Raw genomic sequence first — 19,055 nt, 5'->3', positions numbered from 1 at the left:
GAACTGTTAAGCGTCACCAAACGCTATGGTTCAACTGTCGCAGTCGATGCGATCAATCATAAATTCCAACCTGCCACAGGGTGTCAGGACTTATAACCGGAAGATTACGGTAGCGGCGAGATCGATTGGGGTGAGGAATACGTTTGGGGATCTGTCGTAGAGGGTTGAGATACTTCGCAAATCCTTGAGCCAGCCGAACCACTGCCCGACAGGCGTTGCTTGCAACGACGAAAGAGGCGGTTACGACGCTTGTCATTCTTGATGGTCGTCTTTCGCGACTTGCGACTGGAAATGCAGGGCTTAGTACCCTTGCTTACAAGGGTTTTACGGAACCTTGCTTCATATCCTCTTTCGGCAAGGAGCCATCCAGCCTTGGGCAAGCCATTCATTAAGGCGGCAGCTTCAGTATAATCGCTGGCGTGCGCTGAGTTGATAGACAATCGAACCGGGCGGCCGTAGGTATCTGTAACCGCATGCCGCATTGTGTTCATGCCACCCTTGGTCAGCCCCCTCTCGGGACATCGCTTCGCGATACCCTGTCTGGCGGTGGATCAGGCGTTCTCTCCTCCCAGTTTTCAATTGCAGGCTGGATGCCGTGCGATGTGCTTTGTCCTTTTCATCGCTGCAAGCAGCGATCGCCGGGCAGTGGGTAGGAGGCGTCGATAGAGATAGTCTTTTTGTCGGAAACCTGCTCGGCCAGCCCCATGAAGATACGGGCAAGCACACCCATACCGCCCCAACGCATCAAGCAGTTATATAGCGTCAAAGTTGGGTCATACACTGAAAGCGCATCGCATCACCTTAACCCATTGCGGTTAATGAAAATAATGCCGCTCAACACACGTCTTTCATCTACGCGAGCGCGACCACGGCTCTTTGGAAAGCAAGGCTGTAGACGCTCCATATGCGTATCATATCCCCAGAAACTGGGGTCTTGAAACGCTACAGCACCACAAGCACAATCAGTTGATGGATCCTGACTCTAATTATGGCTTGCTACCCGCGTCTAATACTTTCAACACTCCACTATGTTTTTACAAAGCCTCAAACAAAACCATCTTGAAAAAGAGGCGCGTTCTGTCGCGCTTCTCATGGTTGGTGCTTTTGGCATCCTCACAGCTACGATGTTTTTTCTATTTCCTGTTCTGGAGCGCGCCTATCTAGGGCAGTTGGCACAGAAAGAAGCTGCGACACTGACTTTAGCGGTTGAAGGTTTGAATGGATCATTGCGCAGGTTCGAAGCTTTGCCAACGCTCATTGCCGAACGGCCGGAGGTGATAAGTGCGTTGCGAAAGCCGTCCGATGCAGAGCTTATCGCGCGCGTGAATGCCGATCTCGAAGAGACGGCTGAACTTGTCGGCTTGTCTGACGTATTTCTCCTTGATCGTTCGGGTCTGACCATTGCGGCCAGTAATTATTGGAAAGACCGAACGTTTATTGGGCAGTCTTTTCAATATCGTCCATATTTCACAGATGCGCTGAGCGGGGCCCAAGGACGGTTTTTTGCACTTGGAACGACGTCCGGAGAGCGCGGGTACTTTTTTGCCGAAGCCGTGCGTGACGGGCCAGATGTGATTGGCGTGCTGGCTGTGAAGTTTACGGTAGATCAATTTGAGGAGGCGTGGGGTGTTGGGGACAACGTCATTGCAGTCGTGGACAATGACAGTGTTGTCTTTATGTCAAACCGTCCAGCATGGCATTTTCGCAGTTTTGCGCCACTCACCGCGCAGTCGCGCGTCGCGATCCAGGCAACACGCAAGTATCCGATTGATCAGCTTGGCGTGTTGGAAAGTACGCAATCGTCTTTTGGGGACAATCTGAACCGACGGGTGGTTACGGATGATGAAAACCAAACCGAAGAGTTTATTGTGCAAACCAGAGCCATTCCCGACGCCCAATGGGAGGTCTGGCTCCTTACACCGACAGGGCCTGCATGGAACAGGGCGATGACCACCATCGGTTTGGCGGCAACACTGTTTTTACTCGCCGGATTGATCGTCATTGTTGTGATTCAGCGCCGCGTCCAATTGCAAGAACGCATGAAAGCGGCCCTTTCCATGAAAGAGGAGTTGGAGCAGCGAGTCACGCAGCGCACAGCAGAGCTGAACGAGGCCAATCGCAATATAATGCAAGAGGTTGAAGAGCGGCGAGACGCTGAAACCCGTTTGCGACAAACCCAGACTGAACTTGTTCAGGCGGGCAAGCTGGCAGCCCTTGGACAGATGTCGGCAGCGCTCAGTCACGAATTCAATCAGCCTCTGACGGCAGTGAAATCCTTTGCAAACAACGCGCTTGCCTATCTTGATAGGGGGGAGCCTGAAAAAGTTCGGCAAAATGTTGGGATGATTGATGACATGGTGGATCGGCTTGTGGCGATCTCGACTCATCTACGCAATTTTGCACGTCGTCCTAGCGAAAAGACACAGCCAGTCCTCTTGAACCAAGCGATTGAAAGCGCGCTTGCCATTATTGAACCGAAATTGCGTGGGGCCGGGTGTCACGTAAATTGGTTAAAGCCTGATGACCAAATATGGGTTCAGGGCGGGCAGGTGCGCCTTCAGCAGGTTCTGGTTAATCTCCTGAGCAACGCTATTGATGCGATGAAAAACACAGACGAAAAATGCATCGACATGACCGTGAAAATAGATGCCGCGACTGCTTGCGTCGAGGTCCGTGACCTAGGGACTGGAATGACACAAGAGAACATTGCGCAGCTGTTTGATCCGTTCTACACGACCAAAGAGCCTGGGCAGGGGATGGGTCTGGGGCTGTCGATTTCTTACAACATCGTCAAAGACTTTGGCGGCAGTCTAACCGGGCGGAATCACCCTGAGGGTGGGGCGATCTTTTCCGTTTGGCTGACGCGGTGTGTTGACCCAACCGCACAAAAGGTGGCTGAATGACCGAAGCCAAGACGGTATATTTTATTGATGACGAAGAACTGTTGCGTATTGCGGGACAGCAAACGCTGGAGTTGGCGGGGATAGATTGTGTCTGTTTCGATCGCGCTGAAGCCGCGCTTGAACAGATTGCTCCCGATTTTGAGGGTGTGATTGTTACTGACCTGCGTATGCCGGGCATGGGCGGCGTGGCGCTTTTGCATGCTGTCTTGCAAAAAGACCCGCAGATCCCCGTTATATTGGTGACCGGGCACGGTGATATTGAACTTGCAGTGGCGATGATGCGCGACGGGGCCTATGATTTCATTGAAAAGCCGTATGAGCCGGAACGTTTGATCGATACGGTGCGGCGCGCCTTGGCTATGCGTCGTCTGACACTTGAAAACCGGCAGTTACGCTCGCAGGTAAAGTCTGCGCTGCGCGCGCATGACAGATTTCGCGGCTTCAGTGGTGCGATGGACCGGATGCGCAAACAAATTAGCGAAACCGCCGCAACAGACGCAAATGTACTGATCGTCGGCGAAACCGGGACGGGCAAAGGTCTCGCGGCGCAGGCGCTTCACGGTGATAGTCCGCGCGCAGGCAACCCCTTCATTGCTATCAATTGCGCGGCATTGCCGGCTGACGGAATTGAAAGCGAATTGTTCGGCCACGAGGCAGGGGCACATGCAGGGGCGTTGCGAACGCGCATCGGGAGATTTGAACATGCACGGCGCGGGACGTTGTTTCTGGATGAAATAGACAGTCTGCCAATGGCGACGCAAGGCAAACTGTTAAGTGCGGTTGAAAATAAGACAATCCAACGGCTCGGATCACATGATCCGATAGACCTGGACGTTCGTTTCGTCGCAGCTTCGAAAACCAATCTGGAAGAGGCGGTTGCAAACGGGACTTTTCGAGGCGATCTTTTGTATCGGCTGAATGTTGTCACCTTGCAGATGCCAACGCTGGCCGCACGGCGCGAAGACATACCTATCTTGTTCCTGACCTTTGTGGGACAGGTTGCTGATCGCTATGACCTTCCGGCTCCGCATGTACCGGGGGCGACATTGGATGCGATTGCTGCGCGCGAATGGCCAGGAAATGCAAGGGAACTGCGCAATGCGGCGGAACGCTTTGTGTTGGGTTTGCCCGAAGGCTCCGACACTCAGAATGCCCCATCAGCGTCTTTGTCAGACCGGATGTCCGATCATGAGCGTGCCCTTATTGCGGCCAGTTTGACAGCCCATGAGGGGCGTTTGAAAGACACATACGAAGCGTTGGGAATCTCTCGAAAAGCGTTGTACGAAAAGATGACGCGCTACGGATTGGACAAGAGCAGCTTCGCAGATCCCGCCAGTTAGTGCCGTAAGCCATGCCTCTATGGGTTGAAATCGACCCCTGAATTTAGCCGGATGTTACCTGCGCGACCCACCGGTTTCAGAAATTTAAAAAATGACAGTTTTGATTGCGCTAACGTGGTTGGCGTAAACTGCTTTTCCCATAAGCCATCGATGCAGCCCCGCTCTAATGCATAGCCGGGTTGCACAGAAAACATACCTTTTGGGAGGAAAGAAAATGACAAAACTAGCAGGAATTACGCTTGTTGTCGGCACTGCACTTGCAGGCGCTGCCTTTGCAGACGGCCATGCGGACCGCACTGGTTGGCCAGAAAGCTTTACCGTTGGTACAGCGTCACAAGGTGGCACCTACTTCGCTTATGGTGCGGGCTGGGCAAATCTGGTCGCAGAAGAGCTGGAACTGTCTGGCGGTGGCGAAGTTACAGGTGGACCCATGCAGAACATGGCGCTTGTTCACACAGGCGACGCGCAGTTCGGTATGACCACAATGGGTCCAGCAGCGGAATCGCTTGCAGGTACGAACCCAATCGCACCGGGGCTTCAGATGACGAATGCCTGCGCGATGTTCCCGATGTATCAGACACCGTTTTCTGTAACGGCTCTGTCTTCTTCCGGCATTACAAGCGTTGCTGACATTCCAGCGGGCGCTCGCATCGGTTTCGGCCCTGCGGGTTCGACATCCGACACTTACTTCCCACGCATGATGGAAGAGCTGGGCGTTGAATTTGATCGCAGAAATGGTGGTTGGTCCGACCTCGGCAGCCAGCTTCAGGATGGTCTTCTGGACGTGATCGCATTCGCGGCCGGCGTTCCGGTCCCTGCGGTGAGCCAGCTCGAAGTTCAGACAGAGGTGAACATCATCGAGTTCACTCAAGAAGAACAAGCCAAGATCATGGCAGCCTTCCCCGTGTCTCAGTATGACATCGCGGCTGACAGCTATACGACGTTGGAAGCACCTGCACGCTCCGTATCCATGTGGAACTTCGCGATTGCCAACTGCGATTTGCCCGAAAGCTTTGTGAAGGCAGCTGTCGACGTCGTTATGTCTGACAACGAGCGTATGGTAAACATTCACCGCGCAGCACGGTCAACATTGCCCGAGAACTGGGACAAAAACACTGTGATGATGTGGCACCCAGGTGCGGCGGCATGGTTCACTGAAAATGCTGGCGCGGAAATCCCTGCCGACATGACCTACGGTAACTAATCGACAACCTGACGGCGCGCCCATTCAAGGGCGCGCCGTTTACACGTTTTAGTCTTCGCGTCGGGGAGCGGATCCCCTTGAAGACTGTATTTTCCATAATTTTTCAAAGGACGCCTGCCACATGCGCAGTGTCACTTTGCGGGGGGATCTAGAATGGTTCGTGAAACGACAAAAGCAGAAGATGATGGGCTGATCGCTGAAGGCGTCGACGAAGAGCCGATTGAAGGCAATCGTCGTCTATATGATGGTTGGCGTCTTCAGGCAGTTGCGGCTTTCGGGGCTTTTTATGCGCTTTTTCACATGGCCGCCCTTAACGGAGTCTCTATTTCCGCGTACACAGGCGTCACCATCCCGTTGCTTCCGCAGTTTCCGATGGAGACTTGGAACTTCCGCATTTTCCACATTTCCGGTGCCCTCGCGCTGGGCTTTTTGCTCTACAATGCGATGCTCTTTTCGGACACCGAAGAGAAACCAAATTCAGGTCCTTGGGATAAACTCTCTTACGCCTTAATGGTGCCTGCCATCGCAGCCCTTCTGGTGAGCTTCTGGTTCGCGTCGGTGATTGCTGGTGGCGATTTGCCGGAAATGGGCGGTCTCACAACATGGCCCGCATTTGCAGGAACACCGATTTACAGCCAAGAGGTCTATTATTTTGGTCTACCGCTGTTGGTTGCGACCTTTGGGGGCATCATCTTGGGATGGCTTGAAAAAGCGCCGCGCAATAGATTTCGGGCCTCAGATATCTTGCTTGCGATCTGCGCGTTCGCCGTCGCCACCTACTTGATGGCTATTTACGGCACCGCCGCACGCAACTCTGTTGGAACGCCGTTTGTGCCAATTGGTGTGGCCTTTGCGGCCACCGCAGGGGCAGCGTTGATCCTTGAATTGACGCGTCGCGTCGCAGGCCTAGCCCTTGTCATCATCACCGGCGTTTTCCTCGTGTACACGTTTACGGCGCACTTACTGCCGGGTATTCTGGCAGTTCAAAGCGCGTATAGCTGGCAGCGTTTCTTCGGCCATGTTTACTCAGATGCCGGAGTACTTGGGCCAACGACGGCCGTATCCTCAACCTATATCATTCTGTTCATCATTTTTGCGGCCTTTTTACAGGCGTCCAAAGTTGGTGACTATTTTATCAACTTCGCATTTGCAGCAGCAGGTCGCGCACGTGGCGGTCCGGCCAAAGTGGCGATCTTTGCATCAGGGCTTATGGGCATGATCAATGGCACGTCTGCGGGCAACGTTGTGGCCACCGGCTCCCTTACGATCCCGTTGATGAAAAAGGTCGGTTACAAACCCAAGACTGCGGGCGCGATTGAAGCAGCGGCCTCAACAGGTGGGCAGATCATGCCACCTATCATGGGCGCTGGTGCTTTCATCATGGCAGAAATTACAGGCATCCCTTATCAGGAAATCGCCATTGCTGCGATCATCCCCGCGATCCTATATTTCGTGTCTGTCTACTTTATGGTCGACTTTGAAGCCGCCAAATTGGGCATGCGCGGTATGCGCGAAGATGAATTGCCGAAGCTTGGTAAACTTGTGCGTCAGGTATATCTGTTCCTGCCAATCATGATCCTGATCGCAGCACTGTTTATGGGATATTCGGTGATCAGGGCTGGAACACTTGCGACAATAGCTGCGGCAGTTATCAGTTGGATGCCCGTTGTGATGGTGCGTGTGTTCCCCAATAGCCTGCCAGACGCGGCAGTGTCCGGTATGGGCCCGCGCCAAATTTGGAGAGCATTCGAGCTCGCCGGAGTGATGTCGATCCAGATCATCGCCGTGTGTGCCTGTGCAGGCATCATTGTTGGTGTGATTTCTCTCACAGGTGTAGGTGCACGATTCTCGTCCGTATTGCTTGATCTGGCGGGCGTCAGCCAACTGATCGCGCTTTTCTTTGCGATGTGCATCGCAATCCTGTTGGGCATGGGCATGCCGACAACGGCGGCCTATGCTGTTGCGGCCTCTGTCGTGGCACCGGGACTTGTGCAACTGGGCATACCGCAGCTGACAGCACACTTCTTTGTGTTTTACTTTGCCGTCGTCTCGGCGATTACACCACCAGTGGCCCTTGCCAGCTATGCGGCGGCGGGTATCTCAGGAGCGAACCCGATGTCGACCAGTGTCGCCAGCTTCAAGATCGGGATCGCTGCTTTCATCGTTCCGTTCATGTTCTTTTATAACGCCGCGCTGTTGATGGATGGGACATGGTACGAAGTTGGGCGTGCAGGTGTGACAGCTGTCTTTGGTGTGTTCCTTCTATCGGCTGGTGTTCAAGGCTGGTTTTGGGGCCAGCGAGCAGCTTGGTTTATCCGTTTGGCGATTATCGTCGCGGCGTTGTTCATGATTGAAGGTGGCCTTGGCACAGATGTGATCGGAATCGCGATTGTCGCTGGTGCATGGCTGGCCCAGAAGGTCTTCCAACCCAATCCTGAAGCGCCAATCCCTGTACGCGGCTCCGCCGATTAATAACGAAGCAGGGCCGCTTTTCGAAGCGGCCCTGTTCTTTTCTATGGTGTTTGATGCGATTAATTACTCTCTGCAAAAGCTTCCCGAAATTCATATCAAAAAATGCTTCGCCAGTATTTTAACTAAGGACGCGGGTGCGTTTTGTCCGCAACTTTTTTGATGAGCGCTTGTGTTGGACTGAACCGCTGCTCTTTAGGCTATCGGGACGATCCAACAGTTTTACGACTGCTATTTTCCTGGCTTGAAGAAGGATTGGGCGCGATGAAAGCATCCAAATTCGCGGACGCATAAAAGGCTTTTATTTCAAAGGACTTTGATCTGTGAGCTTACCACGAGGGCGCAGTCCTAGATTGTTGCAGACCAGTCAAGGCAACAGACAATGCCTTCATCGCAGCACTCAACGGTAAGTGGGTCAGGAATGTCTGAACGCGCATTGGTTCTTGAGCTTTGCAGATGCCGGAGAAAAGTTGGAGCCTTGGCCCTACTCGATGATGCAAGCATCATTTGCCAGACAGTGGTAGATACTACAACGAGGAACGGCCCCACAGTGCGATCGGAAACAAGTCTGCGATCACGCTCGTAAAATCAGACGGTGAAACCAGCCCACCAATCTGACCAAAGCCGGAAATATCTAGACCCAGGTGGTCCAAGGTTGGGGGCAGGTGCACATCGTCAGCCTTTTCGAAGTCATTGGTACGCTAAGCAACTTTCAAAATGTTACCAATGCAATTTTGGTATGTTCAAATCTGAGCTCATTAAAAAGGGGCCCATCAGGGCCCCTAGTTTTCGCATCAGAATTGGAAAAGTGTTATACTTTACCCTTCCAAGGCACGAGCCAAGTTTCCAGCGCGCGTACACCTACGTCGATCAAGAAGCCGATGATGCCGATCAGAATGATACCTACCAAAACGATATCAGTAAGTTGGAACTTGGAGGCAACAACAATCATCTTGCCAAGACCAACTTCCGCCGCGACGAGTTCCGCCGCAACAACTGTGCCCCAGCAAACGCCCATTGCAACCCGTGCTCCTGTGAAGATCTCAGGCAGTGAGTTTGGTACAATAACCTTGCTCAGGATTTGCCACTTGGACGCCCCCAAAGAATAGGCCGCATGGACCTTGGCAATGGCCACACCCGACACGCCGGAACGCGCAGCGATAATCATAATCCAGAGCGCAGCTAGGAACAGCAAGATCACTTTGGATGTTTCACCGATGCCGAACCAAATGATCATCAAAGGGATCAAAGCAAGCGGTGGAACGGGGCGCATAAATTCAACGATCGGATCAAACCAACCACGTGCCCAGTTCGTCAGACCCATCGCATAGCCAAGCGGAATGCCGATCAAAGACCCCAACAAGAAGCCAAGCAAAACACGCTGAAGCGAGTATCGTGTGTGCTCCCAGAGTGTGAAGCCCTGATAGCCCTCACGGTTCAGGTTGATAAAACGCTGAAGCACGACTTCGGGAGCAGGCAAATACAAACGCTGCATGCGCAAACCCGCCGCGGGTGCAAAAGTTGGCGTACCTTTGTCGGTTAAACCAATTGTACCCTCAGGGATCTTAACACTACCACCTGGCTCAATCGCTTGACCGTTGAATGCTGTGATCTTGGAGCCTTCTTTCTTGGAGACTTCATCGTTTTTCCAAACGTTAATAACCTTAAAGCTATAGCGAGCCGCTGTCAGAGAGTCGTTCTTGGCGAAACCGTCCCCTGGTTCAATTTCGGGCACCGCAGGCTCGCGTCCCGGATTGCCTTCGCTATCAACGGTTTGCTGAATATCTTCACGATACACACGCACAGTGACGGTCGCATCATCGCTGGTGCCATCCTCTTGCGTTACTGTGTAAGTGAAAGTTGCATCCCCTTGAAACGGACCAGGCAGCTTTGGCAAGGGAATGGTCGAGTTGGTGAACGCGACCCAAAGCCAAAAGACTGTCAAAATGGAAATGACCGAGGCGATGCGGTTGGCGTTAACAGCGCTTTCGTCGCCGAACGTCACGGTCTTGAGCGAATTGAAACCTTCGCGCTGGAAATACTTCTGCAATAAGCGCGAAAGAATAGCGTAGCTGCCAAAGAAGGCTACAAGATAAAGTACGAGGACTAGTAATCCGGTCATGCCGACTCCTCCGTCCGGCCCATGATTTCTTCTTCCATGCTCCAGATCATTTCGAGAATTTCTTCGCGCGTGCTGCCATAGTCCGCGTGCTTTTTCACCTCACGTAGATCATTGCCAACGCCAAGATCAGCGAACGGTAGGCGATATTCTTTGTGAACGCGGCCAGGGCGTGGGGCCATAACCAACAAGCGTTCACCCAACAGCAACGCTTCCTCAACTGAGTGAGTGATCAAAATGATCGTCTTGCCTGTCTCACGCCATAGATCTAGGACCAAGCCTTGCATTTTTTCGCGTGTCAACGCGTCCAAGGCACCAAGAGGTTCGTCCATCAAAATCACATCAGGATCATTAGCAAGGCATCGCGCCAGCGCTACACGCTGTTGCATACCACCTGAAAGTTCGTAGATTGCTTTCTCTTTGAAGTCTGCAAGGCCGACAACCTCAAGCAAATGCTCAACGTTCTCTTTGCTTTCAGCGCGGCTGACACCCTTCATGTCAGGGCCAAAGCTTACGTTTTCACGCACGGTCATCCATTCGAACAACGCACCTTGCTGAAAGACCATGCCGCGATCGGCACTTGGCCCGACAACCTTTTTGTCGTTGAGAATGATATTGCCCTCAGTCGGGGCTAAGAAACCTGCAACGATGTTCAAAAGCGTTGTCTTACCGCAGCCCGAAGGCCCGAGCACGCTCATCAATTCGCCGGATTTAATATCAAGGGAAACATTCTGGAGCGCTTGGACGTGGCCACCGTTTGGCAACTCAAAGCGCATCGAGATGTTGTCTATTTGGAGTCCAGACATCTGATCCTCTCTGCTCCTAGCTCAGGAGCGGGGGTATTGTAGGAAAAAGAAGGCGGGCACCCATAAAGGTACCCGCCTCGCATTCAGTAGGCTTACTTGATTGCTTCAAGCGGGCCTGTGTTTACGTTGTCAGCATAAGATGCTTTCGCCGCGTCGATGGAGCCGGCTGCCACGAAGACGTCTGCAACGCCTTTCATGAACTCTTGTGCTGTGCCACCGAGCCAAGCGTCTGACAACTGACCTGCGACGTCCGGGAATTCAAATGTGGACAGGCTGGATGCAGCGTCTTCCTCTGACATACCCGCGTCTTTTGCGATCACAGGAAGCATTTTGGATTGCATTGCTTCGTCAGCCCACATTGCGTTTGCGTCGGCTGTGACTTTCAGGAACGCCGCAACCATGTCGGAGTTCTCTGCAACGAAGGACGTTGGCGCTGTTGTTGCGTCGAATACCAAGATACCGAGCTCCATCTTTTCCGCACCTGTCAGAAGGATGTTGCCAGACTCTTTCATGCGACGAAGCGCACCGCCCCAACCACATGCCATGTCAACAGACCCCTGCGCCAAAGCCGCTTGGCCTTCTGCTGGTGCCATGTCCACAACTGTCAAACCGCCTACGTCAATACCGAAGTGGTCCATCTGCTTGAGGAAACCGTAGTGCGCGGCTGTGCCGAGTGGAACCGCAACTTTCTTGCCAGCAAGCTCGCCCGCAGAATCTTTGTCGATCTCAAGTGCAGCGGCAACAACGCAGTTGTCATTCTCAGCATAGGACACCGCAACGTCGACAACCTGAAGGTCTTGACCAGCAGAAGTTGCAACAACGAAGGGTGGGATACCCTGCGATACGGAGAGCTGAACGTCACCGGACGCCATTGCTGCGGACATTGCTGTGCCTGTGTCGAAGGAAACCCAGTTCACTTTCGCGCCTAGCGCTTCGTCGTACATGCCTTCAGCTTTTGCGAATTGGAATGGCATAGGCCACTCAAGGAAGTAGCCAACAGTGATTTCACCATGGCCATCGGCCATTGCAGTCGTGCCGGACAGCATTGCTGTAGCGCCAAGAACTGCGCCTAGAATTGTCTTTTTCATTTTCTTCTCCAAGTTGGTAGGTTGACGTTTGATTACGTCGTTAGTTTCACATTGCAAAACTATAATTTCGCAAAGCAAGAATATTTGTGAAGCGCCTTTTTGGTCAACGCATTTCTACACGATTTACACCATGCAGAGAAAAATTGATCGCCTAGGAACTTCGCTTAGTCAAGTTGACTGATTCATATCCCCCCAAGCAAAGCTTACGGCACCTTAGCATCCGTAGCATCGTACCAGTTTAAACCCAACTATCAGTCCAAAATAACCTAGGTGCTAGCACAAAGTCGAAAAAGAACGTGAATAGGCTGTGATTTTACGCGGTCAATTCGCGTCAGACCTCATTATATCTGGCGCAATGCCGCCAATCATTTCTGTGACGCTGCCCGCGGATGCTAACAGCTTATCGCTCCAGCCAGCCAATTCTTGAATTTTGTGCCGTGGGTGCGACGACCATATGTTTAGCGCCGCAATAGGTTCGCCCAAATAGTTAAAGATCGGTGCTGATATTCCAAGGAAGTGTTCGAACTCTTCCCTATCATTCTGACCAAATCCTTTTGAGCGAACTGACTTCAGTTCTTCTTTGAAGCGCTTCGCGTTGGTGATCGTGCGTTCAGTGAAGCTCTCAAAATTGTAGTCCTTCAGCTTTGCATCTAAGATTTTTGACGGCAAAAACGCTAAGAGTGCTTTACCAGAGGCAGAGCAGTGCATCGGTTCGCGCATTCCTGGTCGCTTTACTCCTCCCAATGCTTGGGACGACTCGAGGACACGTAGATAAGTCACCTCATTGCCTGCAGGCACGCCTAAAGTCACATTTGCATCAAAGCGTTTGTTCAGACGTATCATTTCGCCCAACGCAATCTCTTGAATATCGTAGCCGTTGTAAGCGTTTCTAACTAAATCAAACACACGGTTACCAAGCAAATACACTTTATTCTGAGCTTCAAAACGCAGCATTCGCTCTTCGATTCCAATCGCCAAGAGCCTGTGGATCGTGCTTTTGTTTAGTCCCGTCCGCTCAACAACATCGGAGAACGTCAGCGGTTTTTGAGCTTCGCTGATCACTGTCAAAACCGCGAGAAGTTTCTGGACAATGGAACTCTGCATACGATTGCGCCTTTGATTAATCTGCCATCATGCTGACGGCGTTGTGCTGTTCACATCAAAGCAGCAATGTTTACCCGTTGAAATATGTTTTTGCATTATGAAACTGAGGGGCGGCGTTTGAAGCAAAGGCGCGGATATCAAACCATGAGGTCGCCACACACAAAAAATAGTGAGAGCGGACTCGTAAAAAAAGCCTCAGCGAGCTTGGATGCCCAAATGAGTGCAATGACGGCGCGGACATATGGAGAATTCCTTTATAACCGTATGAAAGATGGCAGGCTCTTGGGTAGAACTCCATCAGTGCGCGTTAGAAGGCATCTGCAAAGTGTTGGTGCCATGGGAAACTTTGAATTTTTTCCTGAATGAAAGCATTTACTGCAAGAGTTTGAGGCGATTTGGGCAAGACAGGCTAAGTTCCATCCAACTGAATTGAAATTAGAGTTGAGGAGATCTATCAGCTCCTCAGTTACAAAGGGGACGTCGATCTCGGGGCCAGACTCGACGAATGGGAGCGGTTCTACAACTTCGGCAGACCGCACGGCGCGCACAACGGCCAGCCCCCTTACGAAGCTCTCAGAGACAAGCTACAGTAACTCGGCAAGTGTCCCGCAGGTTCGTCTAGGCTACAAATCGCGATGACGCGCGTGATGGCAAAGGAACTTGGCAGTGCCAATGTACGTGCCAACGTTATCGCACCTGGGATTACGCTAACTGACGCCAGCATAACCCTTATAGAGGATGCAAAAACCTACGGGACCGATCGCGCAGCGCTTAAACGTAATGGCGAGGTTGACGATATCAGCGGTGGCGTTCTTTATCTCGCGTCGGATCTTTCGAAATACACCTCAGGTCAGACGCTCGTTATCGATGGTGGCAAACAGTTTATCTAAACACGCGGATTCGAAAGCGCGTTCGATTTAACAAGTCAGGTGTCTCTCGCAAACATGCTTGTTTCGAGACAGGAAGATGAACTTGGATCGGTCTGACATGAGCACTTGTTGGGCAGATTTGAAGATTTGATCGTTTGCGGCCGCGACTTAGTTCGTTGCAATGCCTATCTTAGTGAGCTGGAAAGCGGAGTTTGCCATAATGACAGAAGATCTGACAAACCGCATGGCCGACATCGTGAGCCGTTACATGGTGTTGACTAAAGAAGTGATGCCACGAATGGCGCGTGAAGGCAGCGTTAGCCGGCCCGTCGTGAACGACCACTGTTTTCAACGCATCGTCTTGGACAACGTGTGTGGTGGGCCTTGGTTCGAACACCTTGCGCGTCCCGCTTACAAACATCTGTCCAAGGATCAGGCTGTTCATGCGATCAATTTGTGCGAAGCCATTATTGCTAATCGCGTGGACCTGTATGAGCTCAATAACAAGTCACTGATTTGGCGCGGCAAGCGGCCACGATAAGGGCGCGCTGCATTAAGTTGGCTGCCCCAACAAAGTGTGATTGATGAATGACTGTAACAAATTCGACCTACGAACTTTAGTTTAAAGCCCGCCTTTTTCTTGCATGTAATGAAGCATTGCAGGGCGATATGCGGTGAGTTCTTCGGCCACAGCTTGGTGCTTCAGCATGTCTGAGCGGTAGGTTTGAACTACCTCTGGCCATTCCAACTTGGGCACAATCGTCCCTTCAAAAAGGGCAATCCATTCAAGCGTTACAATAGTGCCCGGATCCCCCATCCAAAGCCGGTCACGTGGCAATTCCGATCGCTCCAACATTATGCCCAGTCCGTGCAATCGCAGATTAATTTGGGCGTGTGCAATTTTGATAGCCGCGGCGTCACGCGTTTTCGGATCAACATGCGGGAAAGTCAGTCGCAAAGCAGGTTCTAATCGCGTATCCGCGAACCGAGAGCGTTCTCTGGATTTTGCACGTGCAACCAACGTGTCTGGCAACATCGGAATTTCTGGGTATTTTTCTTCCAAATATTCTGCAATCGCTTCGCTATCTGTCAGTGTCAGGCCCCCATCAACGAGTGCAGGAATATTGCCCGAGGGCACAAGCGCCAGATATGTAGAAGATCCGCCACCGCCCGGCGGTGATGCTTCTGTAAAGGATAGCCCTTTATGCCGCAGTAAGATGCGCAACTTGGCGCAATAGAGCGAATGATCAGAGGTATAGACGAGCATATATCACTTTGTTTGGCGTTAGGTTTTCAGCAAATGCCGTGGCCTCAGGCATAGATGCAAAGTGGAAATCTTGGAAGTCTGCAGTTCTTTTAGACTTTCACCTGGTACTGATGCGCTTGGTGTTGTCTAATCGCCCTGTGTCAGCCCTTCTGGTTTTGGCAAGGTACACACCAATAAAAGTGCGACGGCAGCAGATAGCGTCAATGTGATGAACGCTGGGCTATAGCTGCCAAAATTGTCAAACACCCAGCCAGTCAAAATTGGACCGACAGAGCCACCTAATGTGCCGAAAAACAGCACGGTGCCAAAGATTGCACCATGCGCACGCATACCAAAATACTCTGCCACTGTGGGTGAAACCACGACGAACAAAGCACCGTGTCCAAAGCCATAGATCGCTACGACAGCGAACAACGCGCCATGGGCTGTTGTCAAAATAAGGCCAACGAGGCCGGCAAGCAAAACCAAAAGGCAGATCGTATAAGCCATCTTGCCACCGATCCGGTCGACCAGTGCGCCCATGATCAAGCGGCCAGCAATGCTGGCAGCACCTATCACCGAAAGCAATGTCGCGGCGAGCGTTTGGGTCATGCCTAAATCCATGCCATGCACGGCCAAATGAAGTGGCACTGATACAAGCGTGGGAAAGAACAAGAATTGAATTGCGCAAAGCGTCCAGAAAATTCGTGCGGACGGCCCTCGCCGCGCCTCTGCGAAACTGTGGCCCTTGAGCACGTTAGGGGTGCCAGCCGCTGGTGTCGGCGGGCGCTGCATCAAAAGTGCTGCAGCGAGCAGCAGGACAGATGCCGCGATGCCCAGCGTCAAAATTGCAGTGCGCCAGCCAAAAGAGACGATGAGCAGCGCAGCGATTGGCGGCAATGCAATCTGGCCGATGGCGGTGCCAACTTTTACCACTCCACTCATGGTGCCGCGCCGACGTGGAAACCAGCGCGCAATCGTTGATAGTGTGACGACGTCATGGCTGCCTAAACCCAGTCCAACAAAGGTGGCAAAGATCAGTAGCAAGTGCCATTGCTCGGTGACTTGGCTCATGAGCACAAAGCCAACACCATAAAGCGTGCCTGTGCAGGCGAGAACGATGCGCGGGCCGAGCGCGTCGCTCAATCGCCCACCCGGCATCGCTAGAACGCCCATCGCGAAGAAAGCCAACGCTGAACAGGTGGACAGAAAAGTACGCGACCAGCCAAGTTCGGCCTCTAGGGACGGAAGGAACAAGCCAAAGGAAAATAGCATTCCGATGACCACAAACTGTGTCAAACAGGCGCCAAACAGTACCGTGTAACGACGATCAACCATGAGATTTCCTTTGCTGGCCTGCAACCGGATAAGTTCTGACGCCTGCACGTCGCAATGTCGATGGGTCCTAACCCAGAGCGCGTCCCTTATTGAACACAAAATGCAAAGCGCGGGACTTTACGATTTGATATTTCTTTTTGGCTTAGCGATTAAACAGCCTTACGCCGACTTTCTTCGAGGCGTTTATGAACTACGTTTGTTGTACAATAAAAACATATTACCAACGCATCGCCGTTCGAGCTTGGCACATCATGCGCATAAATACTGAACAGACTTCGAACAAAATAGAACGCTAGTATAAACGAAGCGACTTGCTGGAAACGTCACAGTCGAAAGGGACAAATAATGTTCAGAACACTTGTGGTTTTGCTTTTCTTGCCCACGATCATATGGGCCAACGATTGGGATGCGCTGCGCGAGCCAGGTGCGTTCGCGTTGATGCGACATGCCTTGGCACCGGGCACCAGTGATCCTGCAAACTTTCGTCTAAATGCCTGCGAAACACAACGCAATCTCGACACACGTGGGCAACAACAAGCCAGAAAGATAGGCGAAGCATTTCGAGACCATGGTATTGAGTTTGACGAAGTTTGGACCAGCCAATGGTGTCGCACCCGCGAAACAGCGCAGTTGCTTGACGTTGGCCGAGTTGTTGATCGTCCGGCCCTGAATTCCTTCTTCAAAGACTTTAGCACTCGCGAGGCACAGACATCGGAGGTTATTGATTTTCTAAAAGTGACTCAAAATAAGGTTTTGATCGTCAGTCACCAAGTGAATATTCGCGCGTTCACCGGGCAAAGTACGAGATCGGGCGAAGCTCTCGTGGTTCGTTTGACTGGCGACAATCTTGAAGTCATCGGCTCCATACTGATCAACCCATGATCTAAAGGGATCTCGTCAGACACAAGCATGGGCTGGACCGCTTTTGAAAGCCGCAAAGCCCGCCAAGGTCAAGCACGCGATCGTGAGCCATGCTCGCTTGATCTATCCGCGCTAATCATGAAGCTTATTCGCTATGAGACGACGCCAATTTCTTTTTTCTACGGGTGCAGCACTCACATATCCCTTTGTGGCACGCGCCCAAAGTGACGACCTGCGTTCCGCCATCGCAAAGCTGCCACAGCTTCACTCGCTTCAGGTTATGAAGGGAGAAGATCTGGTGTTTGCAGAGGCTGTCAGGGGAGCAGGACTCGATCGCGCGGCGAACATCAAATCTTGTTCAAAAAGCATAGTGGCGCTTCTGCTTGGGGCTGCGATTGAGCGTGGTGAAATCGAAAGTGTTAAAGCTACCCTGAGCGCAGTGGCCCCCTCCCTTATCCCAAGCAATGCAACGCAAGGTATTGCTGATATTACGATGGAAAATTTGGTGTCGCTGCAAGCTGGGCTAGAACGAACGTCTGGTGGGAATTATGGCAATTGGGTGAGTTCCTCCAACTGGGTGGCCGATGCGCTGACGCGGCCCATGGTTGATAAACCGGGGGGGGGCGCATGCTCTATTCGACGGGGTCCACACATGTGCTTGGCGCGGCCTTGGCCGATGCGACAGGATTGAGCCTTCTGGCTCAGGCACGTGACAGGATAGGCGCTCCGCTAGGAATTGATTTTCCGCCATGGACGCGTGATCCCCAAGGGTATTTCATGGGTGGCAATGAAATGGCGCTGCGCCCGACGGCTATGCTAAAAGTTGCCATGTTGATGCGAGACAAAGGTCGCTTTGGCGGAAATCAAGTTATCGCCCAAAACTGGATCGACGCATCGACGGTTGTTCGTACCCGGTCGCGTTGGTCGGGGTTGGCTTATGGGTATGGCTGGTTCTTGACACGCTCTGGCTATGTCTTGGGTCGTGGCTACGGAGGCCAGATTATCGCAGCGCATCGTGATCGTAACCTTGCGCTCGCCATAACCTCAGATCCGACATTGCCGGCAAGATCTGATGGATATTTCGGTGATTTGAGGCGCCTTCTCAACGGACCAATTCTGGCCGTATCCTAGATCGCTAAATTTATGTCATCGCATGACTGTATCTTGGCGGCTGGAAATCGATTTAAACGGCTTGGCAGATGGTGCCGTTTAATAAAGCACGCATCGACCGACACGCGCCTTATGCCGACCTAGACTAGGGGATATCCTAGTCAAATATATCGAGAATGCTGTCAAACATGCTGTCGCGCTTACGACGTTTTGGACGTGTGTGTTGCGTCCTTTGAGGCTGTTCATGGTAGTGTACGTCACTATACGCGTCTTCGGCGGCTACGCCACTATCAGTCAATGCTTCTTCTCTTATCGCCATGATAATCTTTTCAAGCTCGCCGCGATCCAACCAGATCCCGCCTGAAGTGGTGCAAACATCAATTTTGACACCGTAGCGCTGAATCTCCTGCATAGGAGAGCCATCAATTGGTGATGTGATTAGGGGCATAAGGGTGCTCTTTCGCTATCAGAAATTGAAGATGCTGGTGTGGTTAGTGAACAGATTGTGGTGATACAGTTGGATGGCTTTGTTGCACAAATCGGTCTGAGGCCGATCTCCCCCTTACCCCAGACGGATTTAGCCTACAGCCACGGTACT

General features: G+C 52.2%; 15 protein-coding genes and 3 pseudogenes. 10 read left to right on the top strand and 8 right to left on the bottom strand.

Annotated features, from left to right (window positions below; genetic code table 11):
• Window positions 1–90 precede the first annotated feature (90 nt).
• Window positions 91–904, bottom strand: a pseudogene (locus tag ACTG3Z_RS16765) (IS5 family transposase).
• A gap of 124 nt (window positions 905–1,028) precedes the next feature.
• On the opposite strand from ACTG3Z_RS16765, the gene ACTG3Z_RS16760 reads away from it, so the two are divergent.
• The 5 genes and pseudogenes from ACTG3Z_RS16760 to ACTG3Z_RS16740 all read left to right on the top strand — a co-directional run.
• Window positions 1,029–2,903, top strand: coding sequence for a sensor histidine kinase (locus ACTG3Z_RS16760; protein ID WP_439144157.1), 1,875 nt, complete (start codon window positions 1,029–1,031; stop codon window positions 2,901–2,903).
• Window positions 2,900–4,243: a sigma-54-dependent transcriptional regulator gene (locus ACTG3Z_RS16755; RefSeq protein WP_439144156.1), complete on the top strand. Its 1,344-nt coding sequence runs from the start codon at window positions 2,900–2,902 to the stop codon at window positions 4,241–4,243. Before ACTG3Z_RS16760 ends, ACTG3Z_RS16755 begins: the two co-directional genes overlap by 4 nt.
• 214 nt (window positions 4,244–4,457) lie before the next feature.
• A complete protein-coding gene (locus ACTG3Z_RS16750; RefSeq protein ID WP_439144155.1) occupies window positions 4,458–5,447 on the top strand; it encodes a TAXI family TRAP transporter solute-binding subunit in 990 nt (329 codons plus the stop codon).
• Window positions 5,448–5,600: 153 nt separating this feature from the next.
• Window positions 5,601–7,919, top strand: a complete 2,319-nt coding sequence (locus ACTG3Z_RS16745) for a TRAP transporter permease (RefSeq protein WP_439144154.1) — start codon at window positions 5,601–5,603, stop codon at window positions 7,917–7,919.
• Window positions 7,920–8,216: 297 nt separating this feature from the next.
• Window positions 8,217–8,534: pseudogene (locus ACTG3Z_RS16740) on the top strand (integrase core domain-containing protein); the annotation flags it as partial.
• A gap of 193 nt (window positions 8,535–8,727) precedes the next feature.
• On the opposite strand, the gene ACTG3Z_RS16735 reads toward ACTG3Z_RS16740, so the two are convergent.
• The 4 genes from ACTG3Z_RS16735 to ACTG3Z_RS16720 all read right to left on the bottom strand — a co-directional run bounded on the left by ACTG3Z_RS16735 (window position 8,728) and on the right by ACTG3Z_RS16720 (window position 13,033).
• Entirely contained in the window at window positions 8,728–10,038 is a 1,311-nt protein-coding gene (locus tag ACTG3Z_RS16735) for an ABC transporter permease (RefSeq protein WP_439144153.1), read from the bottom strand.
• On the bottom strand, window positions 10,035–10,841 hold the full coding sequence (locus tag ACTG3Z_RS16730; RefSeq protein ID WP_439144152.1) for an ABC transporter ATP-binding protein: 807 nt from the start codon (window positions 10,839–10,841) through the stop codon (window positions 10,035–10,037). The genes ACTG3Z_RS16735 and ACTG3Z_RS16730 overlap by 4 nt, the downstream gene beginning before the upstream one ends.
• A 92-nt stretch (window positions 10,842–10,933) precedes the next feature.
• Window positions 10,934–11,929 carry a taurine ABC transporter substrate-binding protein gene (locus ACTG3Z_RS16725; RefSeq protein WP_439144151.1) on the bottom strand — a complete coding sequence of 332 codons (996 nt, stop codon included), beginning with the start codon at window positions 11,927–11,929 and terminating at the stop codon, window positions 10,934–10,936.
• Window positions 11,930–12,250: 321 nt separating this feature from the next.
• Window positions 12,251–13,033, bottom strand: coding sequence for an IclR family transcriptional regulator (locus ACTG3Z_RS16720; protein ID WP_439144150.1), 783 nt, complete (start codon window positions 13,031–13,033; stop codon window positions 12,251–12,253).
• 443 nt (window positions 13,034–13,476) lie between these two features.
• Here ACTG3Z_RS16720 and ACTG3Z_RS16715 point away from each other — a divergent pair.
• The 3 genes and pseudogenes from ACTG3Z_RS16715 to ACTG3Z_RS16705 all read left to right on the top strand — a co-directional run.
• Window positions 13,477–13,626: pseudogene (locus tag ACTG3Z_RS16715) on the top strand (IS481 family transposase); the annotation flags it as partial.
• A gap of 42 nt (window positions 13,627–13,668) precedes the next feature.
• Window positions 13,669–13,923, top strand: a complete 255-nt coding sequence (locus ACTG3Z_RS16710; protein ID WP_439144149.1) for an SDR family oxidoreductase — start codon at window positions 13,669–13,671, stop codon at window positions 13,921–13,923.
• A 199-nt stretch (window positions 13,924–14,122) separates the two neighbouring features.
• The gene (locus ACTG3Z_RS16705; protein ID WP_439144148.1) at window positions 14,123–14,443 is read left to right on the top strand and encodes a hypothetical protein; all 321 of its coding nucleotides are present in this window, start codon (window positions 14,123–14,125) and stop codon (window positions 14,441–14,443) included.
• 81 nt (window positions 14,444–14,524) lie between these two features.
• Here ACTG3Z_RS16705 and ACTG3Z_RS16700 read toward each other — a convergent pair whose 3' ends face one another.
• The gene (locus ACTG3Z_RS16700) at window positions 14,525–15,169 is read right to left on the bottom strand and encodes a glutathione S-transferase family protein (protein ID WP_439144147.1); all 645 of its coding nucleotides are present in this window, start codon (window positions 15,167–15,169) and stop codon (window positions 14,525–14,527) included.
• A 126-nt stretch (window positions 15,170–15,295) separates the two neighbouring features.
• A complete protein-coding gene (locus tag ACTG3Z_RS16695; RefSeq protein ID WP_439144146.1) occupies window positions 15,296–16,486 on the bottom strand; it encodes an MFS transporter in 1,191 nt (396 codons plus the stop codon).
• 345 nt (window positions 16,487–16,831) lie between these two features.
• Between ACTG3Z_RS16695 and ACTG3Z_RS16690 the strand changes: the two genes are divergently transcribed.
• A complete protein-coding gene (locus tag ACTG3Z_RS16690; RefSeq protein ID WP_439144145.1) occupies window positions 16,832–17,368 on the top strand; it encodes a histidine phosphatase family protein in 537 nt (178 codons plus the stop codon).
• 606 nt (window positions 17,369–17,974) lie between these two features.
• On the top strand, window positions 17,975–18,478 hold the full coding sequence (locus ACTG3Z_RS16685) for a hypothetical protein (RefSeq protein WP_439144144.1): 504 nt from the start codon (window positions 17,975–17,977) through the stop codon (window positions 18,476–18,478).
• A gap of 136 nt (window positions 18,479–18,614) precedes the next feature.
• Here the strand turns inward: ACTG3Z_RS16685 and ACTG3Z_RS16680 are convergent, their stop codons facing one another.
• A complete protein-coding gene (locus ACTG3Z_RS16680; RefSeq protein WP_439144143.1) occupies window positions 18,615–18,905 on the bottom strand; it encodes a zf-TFIIB domain-containing protein in 291 nt (96 codons plus the stop codon).
• Window positions 18,906–19,055 lie beyond the last annotated feature (150 nt).

This window comes from Planktotalea sp., assembly GCF_965659345.1.
Lineage (GTDB): Bacteria > Pseudomonadota > Alphaproteobacteria > Rhodobacterales > Rhodobacteraceae > Planktotalea.
Note: the sequence above shows the minus strand (reverse complement) of the source record. Positions and strands in the feature narration are given on the sequence as shown.

Excerpts from the sequence above, each read along its gene's own strand:
- ACTG3Z_RS16760 (WP_439144157.1), top strand. The coding sequence starts at position 1,029 with ATGTTTTTACAAAGCCTCAAACAAAACCATCTTGAAAAAGAGGCGCGT.
- ACTG3Z_RS16755 (WP_439144156.1), top strand. The coding sequence starts at position 2,900 with ATGACCGAAGCCAAGACGGTATATTTTATTGATGACGAAGAACTGTTG.
- ACTG3Z_RS16750 (WP_439144155.1), top strand. The coding sequence starts at position 4,458 with ATGACAAAACTAGCAGGAATTACGCTTGTTGTCGGCACTGCACTTGCA.
- ACTG3Z_RS16745 (WP_439144154.1), top strand. The coding sequence starts at position 5,601 with ATGGTTCGTGAAACGACAAAAGCAGAAGATGATGGGCTGATCGCTGAA.
- ACTG3Z_RS16735 (WP_439144153.1), bottom strand. The coding sequence starts at position 10,038 with ATGACCGGATTACTAGTCCTCGTACTTTATCTTGTAGCCTTCTTTGGC.
- ACTG3Z_RS16730 (WP_439144152.1), bottom strand. The coding sequence starts at position 10,841 with ATGTCTGGACTCCAAATAGACAACATCTCGATGCGCTTTGAGTTGCCA.
- ACTG3Z_RS16725 (WP_439144151.1), bottom strand. The coding sequence starts at position 11,929 with ATGAAAAAGACAATTCTAGGCGCAGTTCTTGGCGCTACAGCAATGCTG.
- ACTG3Z_RS16720 (WP_439144150.1), bottom strand. The coding sequence starts at position 13,033 with ATGCAGAGTTCCATTGTCCAGAAACTTCTCGCGGTTTTGACAGTGATC.
- ACTG3Z_RS16710 (WP_439144149.1), top strand. The coding sequence starts at position 13,669 with ATGACGCGCGTGATGGCAAAGGAACTTGGCAGTGCCAATGTACGTGCC.
- ACTG3Z_RS16705 (WP_439144148.1), top strand. The coding sequence starts at position 14,123 with ATGACAGAAGATCTGACAAACCGCATGGCCGACATCGTGAGCCGTTAC.
- ACTG3Z_RS16700 (WP_439144147.1), bottom strand. The coding sequence starts at position 15,169 with ATGCTCGTCTATACCTCTGATCATTCGCTCTATTGCGCCAAGTTGCGC.
- ACTG3Z_RS16695 (WP_439144146.1), bottom strand. The coding sequence starts at position 16,486 with ATGGTTGATCGTCGTTACACGGTACTGTTTGGCGCCTGTTTGACACAG.
- ACTG3Z_RS16690 (WP_439144145.1), top strand. The coding sequence starts at position 16,832 with ATGTTCAGAACACTTGTGGTTTTGCTTTTCTTGCCCACGATCATATGG.
- ACTG3Z_RS16685 (WP_439144144.1), top strand. The coding sequence starts at position 17,975 with ATGCTCTATTCGACGGGGTCCACACATGTGCTTGGCGCGGCCTTGGCC.
- ACTG3Z_RS16680 (WP_439144143.1), bottom strand. The coding sequence starts at position 18,905 with ATGCCCCTAATCACATCACCAATTGATGGCTCTCCTATGCAGGAGATT.